Here is a 15,740-nt window from a genome sequence, read left to right on the forward strand (position 1 = left end):
CTATGCTCTCCGGTTCGATGTCCCTTTTCCATGAGCCGACCGCGCGCGATCGCGGTGCGGCGCCTGCCGGCAACGGCGTTCAATGGGAGACCATGCGATGGATACGCGCGTCGACGTCACCAACCGCGCCACCAAGGCGGTAAGCACCACGGTCACCCATGGCGGCAAGAGCGCGCTGCCGGTCCACCCCGGATCCACCGTCAAGGTCTACGCATCGCCCAAGTCGGTTACCGCCATGGCGCGAGAGGGCGATGACCTGATCATCCGTTTCGACGATGGATCCAGCATCCGGCTGGAGGGCTATTTCGCCTGTCCGCCGGAGGATGTCGGGCAGCTTGCCTTTGCCGACCCCTCCGGCACCGGGCAATGGCTGGCCCATCTGGGCGATGCCGCCTGCTTTACGCCCACCGATGCGACCAGCGAGGCGATCGATTACAGCCTTTCGCCGCTGGACGCATCCGTTGCGGGCGGCAGTGCCGCCGCGGCAGCGGCTTCCGGCGGCGGGATCAGCCCGGCGCTCATCGGGCTGGGCGTGGCCGGCCTGGCCGGCGGCGTCGCGCTGGCGGCCGGTGGCGGTGGAGGCAAGGGTGGCGGCAATGGTGGAGGCAGCGGCAGCACGCCGCCCGATACCACGCCGCCCGCCGCGCCGGTGGTCGATCCCAGCAACGGCAGCACCTTGCAAGGCACGGCGGAGCCGGGTTCCACCGTGCGGATCGACGTCAATGGCGATGGCACCGTGGAAGCCACGGTCACCGCCGGTTCGGACGGCCGCTGGACTTATACCCCCGCAACGCCCCTGCAGGACGGGATCACGGTGCGGGTGACCGCCGTCGATGCCGCCGGCAATGCCAGCAATCCCACATCGATCACTGTCGATCGCGCGCCTCCGGCGGTTCCTGCCATCGGCGGAGTGGTGGATGATGCTGGCGCCGTGCAGGGCCCGGTTCCGGCCGGCGGCGCGACGGACGATACCCGCCCCACGCTGAGTGGCACGACCGAGGCGGGCGCGACCGTTACGATCCGCGATGGAGGGGTGCTGGTCGGCACGGTCACGGCGGGTGCCGACGGCAGCTGGAGCTTTACGCCTGCCACTGCCCTGCCCGACGGATCGCACAGCTTCACGGTGACCGCCGCCGATCGCCTGGGCAATGTCAGCGCCGAATCGGCGCCTTATGTCGTGATCGTGGATACCGCCCCGCCCGCGGCGCCGGTGCTGAACCTGACCGATGGCACCACGCTGAGTGGGACCGCCGAACCGGGCGCCACGATCAAGGTCGATACCAATGGCGACGGCACTGCCGATGCTTCGGCCACTGCCGATGCGCAGGGCAATTGGAGCATCACGCTAAGCCCACCGCTGGCCGACGGCACGCCCATCCATGCCGTGGCCGTCGATGCGGCCGGCAACGTCTCGCCCGACAGTACGGTGACGGTGGATTACGGCGTCGATTCCACGCCGCCGCCTGTCCCGACGACGGGATCGGCCGAGGATAATGTCGGCACGATCCAGGGCGATATGCCCAGCGGGTCGTCCACCGATGATGGCCTGCCGATGATCGGCGGCACCGGCGCGGAGCCGGGCGCGATCATTACCGTCTACGACAATGGCCAGCCGGTCGGCACCACCACGGTAGGCGGCGATGGCCGCTGGAGCTTCACGCCCGACACGCCGTTGGCAGAGGGCGAACATGCGCTGACGTTCACGGCGACCGACGGGGCGGGTAACACCAGCGCAGATTCCGCGCCGTTCATGATTACCGTGGATACCACGCCGCCCGCAGCCCCCGCCGTGGCGCCGACCAGCGGGGCTGGCCTCACGGGCACTGCAGAGCGCGGCGCCCTGATCCGCATCGACATCAATGGCGACGGTACTGTGGACGGCACGGCCCGGGCCGGCGAAAACGGCAACTGGAGCTATGTGCCGTCCACGCTGATTGCGGACGGCACGCCGATCCTGGTGACGGCCACCGATGCGGCAGGCAACACGTCCGCACCCGCGACGGTGGTGGTCGACAGCGATTTGATCGTGGCGCCGATCGTCACCGCCGTTATCGACGATTTTCCCAGCGGCACCGGCACGATTGCCAGCGGCGGCATCAGCAACGATCCCACGCCGGCTATCGCGGGCACGGCCGAAGCCCGTTCCACCGTTCGCATTTTCGACAATGGCACATTGCTGGGCACGGTTACCGCTGACGGATCGGGGGCATGGAGCTTCAACGCGCCCACGCTGGGTGAGGGGCAGCACAGCTTTTCCGTCACGTCCACGATGGAAGGCGGCACCACGCGCGGTCCATCCTCCGGCTATGCGGTGGAGATCGACCTGACCGCGCCCGCGGCGCCGACGCTGAATCCGTCCGACGGCACGACCCTGTCCGGCATTGCGGAGGCGGGGGCGGCGATCTCCGTCGACGTCAACGGTGACGGCACTGTCGATGCAAGCACGGTGGCCAATGCCGACGGGCGCTGGAGCGTGACTTTCGCGCCCGCTCTCCCCACGGGCACGAATGTGAGCGTGACGGCCACCGATGCAGCGGGCAATACGTCCCCGGCGGTCAGCGAGGCGGTGGATGGCACGATCGATTCCACGCCGCCACCGGTGCCGGACATTCTCTCTGCCGAGGATTCGATCGGAACGATCCAGGGGGCGCTGGCCGGCGGCGCCGTGACCGACGATCCCGCACCGGTGCTGAGCGGCACTGCCGAAGCGGGCGTGACGGTATCGGTCTACGACGGCGGCGTGTTGGTGGGCAGCACCCAGGCGAACGGATCCGGCCAATGGAGCATTCCGCTTTCGCTGAGCGAAGGGCCGCACAGCCTTTCCGCCACCACCACCGACACTCTCGGCAACGAAAGCCTGCCCTCCGCCCCGTTCGCGCTGACGGTGGACACGATCGCCCCGGCGGCGCCGGTCCTCAATCCCACCAACGGCACCGTCCTGACAGGCACGGCCGAGGCGGGGGCGACCGTGCTGCTGGACCTCAACGGCGATAGCACGCCCGATGCGCAAGTGCAGGCCGACCTGTCCGGCAACTGGAGCTTCACGCCGGCAACCCCGCTTGCCGATGGCAGCGTGGTTACCGCCACCGCCGCCGATGCGGCCGGCAATGCATCGCCGCCCGCGTCAGCTACCGTCGATGCCGTGCCCCCTTCCATCCCGGTAATCGCTTACGCGCAGGACGACGCGGGCGCTGCGCAGGGCATCATCCTCAGCGGTGCGATCACCGATGACGGTCAGCCCGTGCTCACCGGCAATGCCGACAACGGGGCGATCGTGCGGATCTACGACGGCGGGGTACTGATCGGCACGACCGTGGCCGACGGGGCCGGGCTCTGGCAGTTCACGCCGGTGACGCCGCTGGGGACGGGCAGCCACGTGATCACGGCAAGCTCCGCCGATGCGGCCGGCAACGTCAGCCTGGCATCCGCGGCTTTCACGCTTACGATAGACACCGCCGCGCCGGCCGCGCCGACGATCCTGTCGGTGACCGACGATATCGGCGGCGCCGTCGGGCCCGTGGCCGCAGGCGGCGTGACTGACGATACGCGGCCGTTGCTAACCGGAACGGCCGAAGCGAACGCGCAAGTGACGGTCTACGACAATGGCGCATTGCTGGGGACGGCTCTGGCCAATGGCTCCGGCGCCTGGATCTTCACGCCGGGCACCGCGCTCCTGCCCGGCAGCCACAACTTCGTGGCGACCGCCACCGATGCGGCGGGCAACGCCAGCGCCGATTCCGCCGGATGGACCGTCACTATCGACACCAGCATTCCTGCCGCGCCCGTAATCGTCAGCGCGCTGGACGACGTGGGATCGATCCGCGGGCCGGTGGCCGCCGGCGGCACGACCGACGATACCCGGCCGACGCTGGCGGGAACCGCGCTTGCCAATGCGGACGTCACGATCCTGCGCGATGGCGTGGCGGTGTCCACCGTTCACGCGGACGGGTTGGGCAACTGGACCTACACGCCCGGCGCGGCGCTGGGCGACGGCACGTATGTATTTACGGCACAGACCGTCAATGCCGCCGGAACGGGAAGCGCCACTTCGGCAGGTTTCACGATTTCCGTGGACACGGTCGCGCCGGCGGTTCCGGCGATCATCGGGGCGCTGGACGATGCCGGGACGGTGATCGGCCCGCTGGCCGGTGGTGCGATCACCGATGATATCCTGCCCACGCTCTCCGGCACGGCAGTGGCGGGCGCCACGGTGACGATCCTGGACAACGGCATCGAGATCGGCCGCGTGGTGGCGACGGGAGGCGGAAGCTGGACCTTCACGCCGACAACCGCTCTGGCGTCCGGGGCGCACAGCTTCACTGCCACCGCTACCGATGCCGCCGGCAATGCCAGCGGACCCTCGCCCGCGTTCGCGTTGGGCGTGGATCTGGCGCCGCCACCTCCGCCCACGATCGATCCCAGCGATGGCTCGGTCCTGACCGGCACGGCGGAAGCCAATGCCACGATCCTGATCGACTTCGACGATGACGGTATAATCAACGCCACGACCACCGCGAACGGTCTGGGGGAATGGATCTACACGCCCGTCACGCCGCTGCCGGACGGGGATACGGTCACGGTGGCGGCGCGTGATGCGGTGGGCAATACCTCGGCCGCCACGCGCGTCACTATCGACCAGACGCCCCCGGCCATGCCGACGATCTCCGGTGTGGAGGACAATGTCGGCCTGCAACAGGGGCAGGTCCCCAACAACGGCGGCACCGACGATATCCTGCCGGTGATCAGCGGATCGGCCGAGGCGGGATCGATCGTCACTGTCTACGACAACGGCATCCTGATCGGCCAGACTGTAACTAACGGCAGCGGTGCCTGGACCCTTGCGGTTGGTACCGCGCTGATCCCCGGGCCCCATGTGCTGACCGCCACGGCCACCGATGCCAGCGGGAATCTGGGGCCGGTTTCGGCCGGCTATACCATTACCGTCGACACCGGCACGCCGGCCGCACCGGTTATCCTCACCGTGGCGGACGACATCGGCGGGCGGCAGGGCAACGTTGCCGGCGGAACGACCACGGACGATGCGCAGCCCGCGATTGGCGGCACTGCGCCCGTCAACGCCCATGTCTCCGTTTACGACAACGGCATCCTGATCGGCACGACAACCGCCGATTCCGGCGGCAACTGGACCCTAACGCCGGCCACTCCGCTTGCCGGCAGCGCGCATGTCTTCACCGCTATCGCCACCAACTCTGCGGGCAATTCGGGGCCCGTTTCCAACAGCTATGCGGTGACGCTGGATACCGCCGCGGCTGCCGTGCCGCAGATCGCCTCGGTCACGGACAATGCGACGCAGATCGTGGGTGCCGTCTCCAACGGCGGGCTGACCAACGATACGACACCCACCTTGACCGGCACGGCGCAGGGCGGCGCGCAGATATCGATCTTCAACAACGGTGCGCTGATTGCCACGACAACGGCCGATGGCAGCGGCGCATGGAACTATACACCCACGCTCGCCCCCGGCGCGCAAAGCATCACGGTAAGCGCGACGAATGTGGCGGGGAACGTCAGCGCCCAGTCGCCTGCCTTCACCTTCACCATCGATGCCTCCGCCCCGGCCGCCCCGCTGATCGATCCGTCCAACGGAGTGACGCTTTCCGGCACGGCCGAGGCCAATGCCACCATTGCCATCGATATCGGCAATAACGGTTCGGTCGATGCCCAGGTCCAGGCCAACGGTTCCGGCGTATGGACTTACACTTTCGCCGGCAATCCGGGTGGCGGCACGGCCGTTTCCGTCTCCGCGATCGATCCGGCCGGCAACGCCTCTCTCCCCGCCACCGTCACGATCGATACCAGCGCACCGAATCCGCCGACGCTGATCGCGGTGACGGACGATCAGGGCGCCAGCCAGGGCGGCATCGCCTTCAACGGCATTACCGAAGACAGTCAGCCCGAACTTACGGGCACGACCGAGGCTTTTGCCACGGTGACCGTCTACGACAATGGCGTCCAGATCGGCACGACGACGGCAGACGCAGTCGGGGCGTGGAGCTTCACCCCGACCAGTCCGCTGGGATCGGTTTCGCATACCATCACCCTGACGGCCACCGATCGGGCCGGCAATATCGGTACGGCAAGCGGGGGCTTCACCTTCACCGTGGACACTGTGGCGCCTTCCGCGCCGCTTATCACCGGAGTGCAGGATCATACCGCGCCGCAGTCGGGCAATGTGGCCCCGGGCGGCGCGACGAATGACGTGTCGTTCACGATTTCCGGCACGGCCGAGATCGGCGCCACCGTCACGCTGTACATCGACGGCATCGCCTATCCGGCGACGACCGTGGCGGACGGCACCGGCCATTGGTCGTTCACGCCGGGCTTGGGCGACGGCACATACGATTTCCAGGCGACCGCGACAGACACGGCCGGAAACACCGGCGTTCTTTCGGCGGTCTACACCATCACCGTCGATACGGTCATTCCCACGCCTACCGTGTCGCAAACGGACGGCAGCACGCTGACCGGCACTGGCGAGGCGGGATCGACCATCCTGATCGACTATACCGGCGATGGCGTTGCGGACGCGACCACCACGGTGGACAGCTTCAATGCGTGGAGCGTCACTTTCAGTCCGGCGCTGGCCGATACCACGGTCGTCAGTGTGAGGGCCGTGGATGCGGCCGGCAATCTCAGCGGGACGGTGAGCACCATCGTCGATACGCTGCTCAACACGACGCCCCCGGCCGTTCCTTCGATACCCACGATTTCGGATGATATCGGCACGCACCAAGGACCTATCGGCAATGGCGGCCTGACTGACGACACGCAGCTGGACATTTCCGGCACGGGCGACCTTGGTGCCACCATCAATATCTATGACAATGGCGTTTTCGTCACCTCCGTGCCCGTAGGCTCCGGCGGGAACTGGGTGGCGCAGATTACCTTGGGGAACGGCCCGCACAGCATTACCGCCACTGCCAGCAATGGTGCGCTGGAAAGCTTGAACAGCACCCCGGTTGCCTTCACGATCGATGCGATCGCCCCCGGCATTCCGGTGATCGATGCCACCAACGGATCGACGATAACCGGCACGGCGGAGGCGGGGGCCACGGTCCATCTCGACACCAACGGCGATGGCACTTTCGATTGGGATGTCGTTGCCGATGGTTCGGGCCACTGGTCCTACACGCCCGCGACGCCGCTGATCGACGGTACCGCTATCCTTGCCAGAGCGGAGGATGCAGCCGGCAACTTGTCGGCGACGGGAAGCATGATCGTCGATCGCGCGGGCCCCTCAACCCCCTCTATCGCCAGCGTTGCGGACAATGTGGGATCGGTGCTCGCGCCGGTATCCAATGGCGCTTCCACTGACGATACGACCCCCACACTTTCGGGAACGACGGAGGCCGGGGCCACGATCACCGTCTATGACGGAGGAGTGCCCCTTGGCACCACGACCGCCGATGGCCTTGGCGCCTGGATATTCACGCCGCCCGCGCCCTTGGGCGAAGGCAGCCACGCTTTCACGATCACGGCGACCGACACGTTGGGCAACGTCAGTTCGCTGTCGGCCCCCTATACCGTGGTGGTTGACCTTACCGCGCCACTCGCGCCCGTCATTGCCAGCGCGGCGGACAATGTCGGCGCCTTGCAGGCGGCGATCCTTACCGGGGGGGTGACCGACGATACCACGCCCACGCTGACCGGAACCGCGGCGGCCAATGCCACGGTCCGGATTTACGAAGGGGGCTCGCTGCTCGGCTCGGCCCCCGCGGATGGAACGGGTGCGTGGAGCTTCGTGTTGCCCACGCTGGGCGCCGGCGCGCATACGTTCACGGCGGTGGCGGTCGACGCTGCGGGCAATGCCAGCGGCGCATCGGCGGGCTTCACCTTGACGGTGGACACGGCGGCACCGGGGACGCCGGTGCTGATTTCGGTGACCGACGATATCGGCACGATCCAGGGGCCGCTGTCCGGCGGCGCGGTGACGGATGACGCGCGGCCGACGCTGGCCGGCACTGCCGATGCCGGTTCGACCGTTGCGGTTTACGCCGGCGGCGCATTGCTGGGTTCGGTGACGGCCGATGGATTGGGCGCGTGGAGCTTCACGCCTTCCGCCGCCCTGGCCACGGGCCCGCATTCGCTGACCGTGATCGCCAGCGATCCCGCCGGCAATCCCAGCGCGCCCACTGCGGCCTTTACACTCACCGTCGATACCGGCGCGCCGGGTGCGGTGGTGATCGCCTCCGCTACGGACGAGGTGGGCAGCGCGCAGGGAATCGTGCTCAGCGGCGGGCGAACCGACGATGCCACGCCGCTGCTTGCGGGAACCGCGGAAGCGAATTCGACCGTTTATGTCTATGACAACGGCGTCTTGCTGGGCACGGCAGCGGCGAACGGTCTTGGCGCCTGGAGCTTCACCCCGCCCAGCCAGCTTTCCGATGGAACGCATTCGTTGACGGCCATCGCGCGCGATGCGGCCGGCAATGTCGGCGCTACTTCCACGCCTTACGTGGTGACCGTGGACACCGCCGCACCGGCGGCCCCGATCATCGTTTCGGCGACCGACGACGTCGGTACGCGAACCGGCGCACTGACCAACGGTGCCAGTACCGACGATACCCAGCCGACGCTGGCCGGCACGGCGGAGGCCAATGCCACGATTTCCGTCTACGACAACGGCGCGTTGATCGGATCGACCACGGCCAGCGCCCTGGGGGCATGGAGTTTCACGCCGCCCGTCGCCTTGTCGGTGGGCGATCATAGCCTGACGGTGCGGGCCACCGATGCGGTTGGGAACCAGGGCGCGGCGTCGTCCCCCTTCGTGGTGCGTGTGGATACCACAGCGCCGCTGGCGCCGGCGATTTCCAGCGTGACCGACGATCTCGGCACCGTGCAAGGCGCCGTGACCAATGGCGGGGTCACCAACGACACCACTCCGCTGGTGCAGGGCACGGCCGAAGCCGGCGCGACCGTCACGGTCTATGCCAACGGCACCGCGATCGGCAACGTACTGGCCGACCAGAGCGGCAACTGGAGCTTCACGCCGGGCACCGCACTGGTGGAGGGTACTTACGCGCTGACCGCGCGCGCCACCGATCCCGCCGGCAATCAGGGGCCTGCCTCCACCGGTTTCACCATCACCGTCGATACCACCCCGCCGGCGGTGCCCGCGATCGTCAGCATTACCGACGATGCCGCGCCCAACACCGGCATCGTGGCGAACGGCGGCGTCAGCAACGACGCCACACCGCTGCTGACCGGCACCGCCACCGCCAATACCGCCATTGTCATTTATGACGGCGCCGCAGTGGTGGGCACCACCACCGCCAACGGTGCAGGCGTATGGACGTTCACGCCATCCGCCCTGGCCAGCGACGGTGCGCACAGCTTTACGGCGGTGGCACTGGATGCGGCGGGCAATGCCAGCGCGGCGTCCACTGCCTATGCGATGACGCTGGACCGCCTGCCGCCCACCGCGACCATCGCGGTCACCACCTTGTCGGTCGATACCGGAACCGTGGGGGACTGGAGCACGCAGGACAACAGCCCGACGATCAGCGGCACGCTCAGCACTGCGCTGGGGGCGGGCGAACGGGTGCAGGTTCAGATCGACGGCGGCACCTGGATCAACGCCACATCGGCCGGCACCAGCTGGTTCTACGGAGCCGGCACGCTTTCGGTAGGATCGCATACGATCGCCGCGCGCATCGTCGATGCCGCAGGCAACCTGGGCAACGGCACTACCCAGACTTTCACGATCGCGGCGGTTACGCAGCAGGCGCCGGTGGTGCAGGCCAGCGGCACCGCGCTGCTGGGGCTGGTGGGCGTGGAGGCGCTGGGCCTGCTGGATCTCAGTTCGCAATCGCTGACGGCGATGGACGTCAACAACAATCTCAGAAGCGTGCAGGTCAGCTATGCGCCGCTGCTGTCGGTGAATCTGGGTGCCTATACGCTCACCGCCTCGGCGGCGCTGGCGGCGGAGCTTGGCCTGCAGATATCGGTCAGCAACTCGTCGGGCATCCTTGGCCTGATCGCACCCAGTTCGACGCTGACGATCACTGCCGTCGGCGGCGGGGCGATGGACAACCTGGCGGTGAATGAGCTCCTGGCTTCGGTCCATTTCCAGCAGGACGTCACGCTGCTGGGCCTGAACGTGCTGACGGCCATGTCGATTTCGGCCACGGATACGACCAACCTTACGAGTTCGTCCTCGGTGGGTTCGCTGCTCGATCTCAGCCTGCTCAATTCGGGTGGCTCCGCCAATCTGTTCCAGGGAGATTCCGGCGCCAACGTGCTGACCGGCACGACCGGGAACGACCGACTCTACGGCTATGCGGGGAATGACACGCTGAACGGCGGGGACGGCAACGATCTGCTGCGTGGGGGTGCCGGGGCCGATACGCTGAACGGCGGCAATGGCGACGATACGCTGATCTACGACGCCAGCGACACCTCGATCGACGGCGGGGCCGGCACCGATACGCTGGTGATCACCACCGGCACGGGGCCGGTGCTCAATCTCAACACCGCCACCAACATCCATAATATCGAACGGATCGACCTCGGCAGCGGCGATGCCGGCCGCCAGGTCACCTTGACCGAGGCTGGCGTGCTGCGCGCCACCGACAGCAACCACACGCTGACGATCCTGGGCGACGGCAACGATTCGGTGACGATGACCGGCGCGGTGCAGACCGGCCAGACGCTGATCAATGGAGAGGCCTACAACCACTTCACCCTTGGTTCGACCGACATCTACGTCGAGCACGCGGTGATGGTGGTCGTCTAGCCGGACGGGGAGGGGGTCGCTTTTGCCGAAAATGAAGAGGGCGCATGACGCTGAAGCTTCGCACGATTGCCATGACGGGTGCCTTGATGGGATTGGTGATCGCGCAGCGGAGCGGCGCCCAACAGGGCGAGCTTCCCGCCATTTCCGCGCAGCAGGCGGCTGAGGGCGCGGGCCGGATGCCCGACCCGGTGCCGGACGAAATCCCGGACCAAGGTTCCGGTGGCGGTTCTGGCGGGGTTTCGGCCGAGGTTCCGGCACAACTCGATATGGCGACGGCGGTCGCGCTGACGCTGGCGCGCCATCCGGACGTCGCCCGGGCCAATGCGGCGCTCGCACGCGGGCGGGCGGATCTGGGTGCGGCGCGATCGGTCTGGACGCCGCAGGTTTCCTATCAGGCGAACCTCGGGCCACACATGTTGGCGGGCACCAACAGTTCCGGCGTCAACGAGAACATGGCCGGCCCCAGTGTGTATCTTGAACAGCAGGTCTGGGATTTCGGCCGCTCCAAGGGGCAGATCGGTGCCGCCCGCTCCACCACCGGCCAGCGCTGGTACGAGCGGGAGGCGACCGCCGACCAACTGGCCGAACAGAGCGCGCTGGCCTTTCTGGAAGTGCGCCGTTTCGAGATGCTCGCGCAGGCGGCGGAGACGCAACTGGGCGATCTGGCCCATCTTCGCGAACTGATCGGCCTGCGCGTGCACGCCGGGATTTCGGACAAGTCCGACCTGATGCTGGCGGATGTGCGCGTGGAAAGCGCGCGCGGCGATGCGATCCAGGCGCAGACGTCGGCGGCGATGGCGCGCGCCGCGCTCGCCAATCTGATCGGCGGGATGCCGCAGCGGCTGACCGATGCCTCGGCGCTGATCTCGCGCTTCGAACCCGCCGATCAGGAGCCGGATTATGACAAGCTGCCGGCCGTTGCTGCAGCCGATCAGGCAGCCGATGCCGCCTCCGCCAAGATCGGCCAGACCAAGGCCGAACGCTATCCCCGGCTGGGCCTGCAACTGGGCTATACCCGCAACAACTATACCTACAATTCGCGCGACAATTCGCTGACCGCGGCGATGACGGTGACTGGCAGCCTCTATCGCCGCAGCGACCATTACCTGATCCAAGCGGCGGAGGAAGATCGCCGCGCGGCGGAGGCGGCGCGCGACAGCACGGTGATCGAGGCGCGCGGGCGGGCGTTGTCCGCCCAGCAGGAAATCCGCAGCGGCAATGCCCGGATCGGCGCCTATGCCCTGCAGCAAGAGCAGGCGGAGACAGCCAGCCGGATATTCCTGGAGGAATACAAGCTGGGCAAGCGGACGCTGACCGAACTGCTCAACACCCAGCTGGAAATCTACCGCGCCGCCAGCGCCCGCATCGTGGCGGAGCATGACATCATGGAAGCCCGCGTCCGGTTCGAAAACCTGTGCGGCAGCCTGCGGCCGTCGCTCGGCCTGCCGGCTCATCTCAGCGAGGAAGACGACCCGAATGGCTGAAGGTCCCGCAATCGCGAACAAGTCCTGGATCGCTGCCATCGCGGCGCTTGGCCGGTTGAAAGGGGTTCCGGTGGGCGAGCCCGAACTCGTCAGCCGCCTTTACTGGAGCGACGGGCAGGGTAGCGAGGCGACGCTGGCGCATGCCGCGCGGCTTTCCGGGCTGCACTTCGAAATCCTGCGCACGGGGATCGACGAAGTGCCGGCAATGCTGCTGCCGGCGATCTTCGAACTGAACGACAATGGCGCCGCCATCGTCCATGCCCGCCATGCCGATCACGTTCAGGCCACGCTGCCGGGCACGGGCGGCAATGCGCCGGTGGAACTGCCGCTGGAAACCTTGCGCGCGCAGGCTACCGGCCGCGTCGGCTTCGTGGAGCCACTGTCCACGCGCGCCCGCGATGCCCGGCTGGACGAATTCCTGCGCAGCCCGGCGAAATCGTGGCTGCGCGACATCATCACCGGGGACCGGCGCGGCTATGGCGAAGTGGCACTGGCATCCTTCACCGGCAACCTGCTGACCTTCGCCACCTCGCTCTTCGCGATGCAAGTGTGGGACCGGGTGATCCCGGCACAGTCCATCCCCACGCTCTGGGTGCTGGCGCTGGGCACGGCCATGGCGCTGATGCTGGAACTGCTGCTGCGATCCGCGCGCGTGCAGCTGGTGGACAAGATCGGGCGGCGGGCAGACATTGCCATATCGTCCCGCGTCTTCGCCCGCGCGCTGGACTTGCGCGGCGATGCCCGGCCCCGCTCGACCGGCGCGCTGATCGCCCAGCTTCGCGATATCGAACAGCTACGCGAAATGCTTACCTCCACGACGATCTCGGCGCTGATCGACCTGCCGTTCATCGCGATGTTCCTGCTGCTCTTCTCCCTGCTCGCCGGCCAGCTGACTTTCGTGCTGGTGGGTGCGGCATTGCTGATCGTGCTGCCCGGCCTGCTGCTGCAACGCCCGCTCTCACGCCTTGCCACCGAAGGCATGCGCGAAGCGGCACTGCGCAACGCCATCCTGGTCGAATCGATCGAACGGATAGACGAGATCAAGGCCGCGCAGGCAGAGGCCCGATTCCAGTCGCTGTGGGAACGCCTGACCCTCACCGGCACCCGCGTCGGCGCGGAGCAACGCTTCCTTTCCGCGCTGTTCGTCAACTGGACGCAGACACTGCAACAGTTAGCCTACACGGTGGTGATCGTCGCCGGATCGTTCCGGGTGATGGATGGCGAGATGACGATGGGCGCGCTGATTGCCTGCTCCATTCTCACCAGTCGCGCGCTCGTGCTGTTCGTGCCGTTCGGGCAAGTCTTCACCCGCTGGCAGAACGCGAAGATCGCGCTGGCCGGGCTGGAGGAACTCTTCACCAAGCCGGTCGATCACGATCCCGAACGCGGCCTGCTCCGCCGTCCCTCGCTGCGCGGCCACTACGAATTGAGCGACGTCACTTATGCCTACGATCCGGAGGCGTCCGTCGCGCTGAAGATAGATCGGCTGTCCATCTCGGCGGGCGAGCGCGTGGCGCTGCTGGGCCGCATCGGCGCGGGCAAATCCACGCTGCTGCGCCTGCTATCCGGCCTTGCCCTGCCGACGAGCGGCGAGGCGCTGCTGGACGGCACCGGCATGGCTCAGATCAGCCCGGCGGATATCCGGCGCGATACCTCCTACCTCGGACAGAACGCCCAGTTGTTCCTCGGCACCATCCGCGAGAATCTCACGGTCGGTGCGCCAGGCGTCAGCGATGAGGAGATCCTGCGCACGCTGGCCGTCACCGGCGGCATCGGGCTTGTCCAGAACCAGTCACAGGGGCTGGACCTGTTGCTGCAGGAGGGCGGCGCGGGCCTGTCCGGCGGCCAGCGCCAGACCCTGCTGCTGACACGCGCGCTGCTGCGCAAGAGCAATATCCTGCTGCTGGACGAACCCTCCGCCGCGCTGGACGAGATCAGCGAGCGCAATCTTGTCGCCAACCTCGGCCAATGGCTGCGCGGCCGCACGCTGATCGTCACCACCAATCGGCCCGGACTGCTCGATCTGGTCGACCGGGTGGTGCTGATGGACAATGGCCGGGTGACGCTGGATGGGCCCAAGAGCGCGGTGCTGCCCGTGCTGGCGGGTGGGGCAGCGGGACAGGAGAAGCGCGCATGACCACGATGTCCGCCAGTGCATTCGACGGTCTCGGCGGTGAGGGTGAGGCGCGCTGGCTCCACGCGCTGGAACGCCTGCGGATTATCCCGATCCTCTCGCTGGGCGTGCTGGCCTTCTTCGTCTGGGCCTATTTCGGCGTGCTGGACGAAGTGGCGACCGGCCCGGGTAAGGTGACGCCGCCCTCGCGCTCGCAAACGATCCAGAGCCTTGAGGGCGGCATCGTCGACGGCATCTACGTCCACGAAGGCGACATCGTCCGCCCCGGCGAAAAGCTGGCCCGGCTGGACCGCGCCCGCTTCAGCTCGATGCTCGGCGAGGCGGAAGCCAAGGCACGCTCGCTGGAAGCGGCATCGGCCCGGCTGGAGGCGGAGATCAGCGGCGGCCAACCGCAATTCCCGCAGGACGTGAAGGAAGTCCCCGGGCTGGTCGGGCGCGAAATGGAATTGATGCGCTCGCGCCGACGCAATCTGGAAGTGGCAACCGCCAGCCTCAGCCAGTCATTGGCGCTCACCCGCCGCCAACTGGCGATGACCGAGCCACTGGTGGAGCTTGGGGCCGCCAATCAGGTGGAGATCATCCAGCTTCGCCGGCAGGAGAACGAGATTCAGGCCAAGCTCGATTCCCTGCGCAACCAGTTCGTGATCGACGCCAGCGCCGACTACGCGAAGACCCGCGCCGAACTGGATCAGGTGGTGCAAGTGATTGGCGGTCGCCGCGATCAGTTGGACCGCACCGTCCTCACCTCACCGGTGCGCGGTATCGTCAAGAATCTGGAGATCACGACAATCGGCGGCGTCGTCCAGCCCGGCGGATCGCTGATGGAGATCGTGCCGCTGGAAAAGCAGCTACTGATAGAGGCACGCATGTCTCCACGCGACATCGCCTTCATCCGCCCCGGCCAGACCGCGACGGTGAAGATCACCGCTTACGACCCGTCGATCTACGGCACGCTGGAAGGCACGGTGGACCGCATCTCGCCGGACACGCTGCAGGACGAAGTGCACCGCGACCAAGTCTACTACCGGGTCTACGTGCGCACCGCGAAGTCCAGCCTGACCACGCGCGACGGCCGCAGTCACGCGATCATGCCGGGCATGGTAGCCACGGTAGAGGTGCGCACCGGCCGAAAGACCGTGCTGGAATACCTGATGAAGCCGATCACCAAGGCCCGCGAAGCCATGCGCGAGCGCTAGGCCGTGGGCTTTGAGGCTGATTGTATGGGAAAGTGGTGCCGCTTACGTGCTTCCAATAGATTCGATATGTATTTGATCAAAAAATGCAAAAATCATGAAAAGATGTCATTTGGCCCCAATTTTGACTCCATTTCTTGTGATGGGTTTCACATAACGTCTCGTTGTGAACC

General features: G+C 67.1%; 4 protein-coding genes. All 4 read left to right on the forward strand.

Annotation, left to right across the window (positions count from 1 at the left end; all coding sequences use genetic code 11):
• Positions 1-97: 97 nt before the first annotated feature.
• From ACZ1JC_RS12625 to ACZ1JC_RS12640, 4 genes are read left to right on the forward strand one after another with little or no spacing between them, the layout of a single operon-like run.
• Positions 98-10,756: an Ig-like domain-containing protein gene (locus ACZ1JC_RS12625; protein ID WP_465136530.1), complete on the forward strand. Its 10,659-nt coding sequence runs from the start codon at positions 98-100 to the stop codon at positions 10,754-10,756.
• Positions 10,757-10,800: 44 nt separating this feature from the next.
• A complete protein-coding gene (locus ACZ1JC_RS12630) occupies positions 10,801-12,240 on the forward strand; it encodes a TolC family protein (protein ID WP_465136529.1) in 1,440 nt (479 codons plus the stop codon).
• Positions 12,233-14,377, forward strand: coding sequence for a type I secretion system permease/ATPase (locus tag ACZ1JC_RS12635; RefSeq protein WP_465136528.1), 2,145 nt, complete (start codon positions 12,233-12,235; stop codon positions 14,375-14,377). The genes ACZ1JC_RS12630 and ACZ1JC_RS12635 overlap by 8 nt, the downstream gene beginning before the upstream one ends.
• The gene (locus ACZ1JC_RS12640; RefSeq protein WP_465136527.1) at positions 14,374-15,570 is read left to right on the forward strand and encodes an HlyD family type I secretion periplasmic adaptor subunit; all 1,197 of its coding nucleotides are present in this window, start codon (positions 14,374-14,376) and stop codon (positions 15,568-15,570) included. The genes ACZ1JC_RS12635 and ACZ1JC_RS12640 overlap by 4 nt, the downstream gene beginning before the upstream one ends.
• Positions 15,571-15,740 lie beyond the last annotated feature (170 nt).

It is taken from the genome of Sphingomonas sp. BL-S-28 (genome assembly GCF_055521515.1).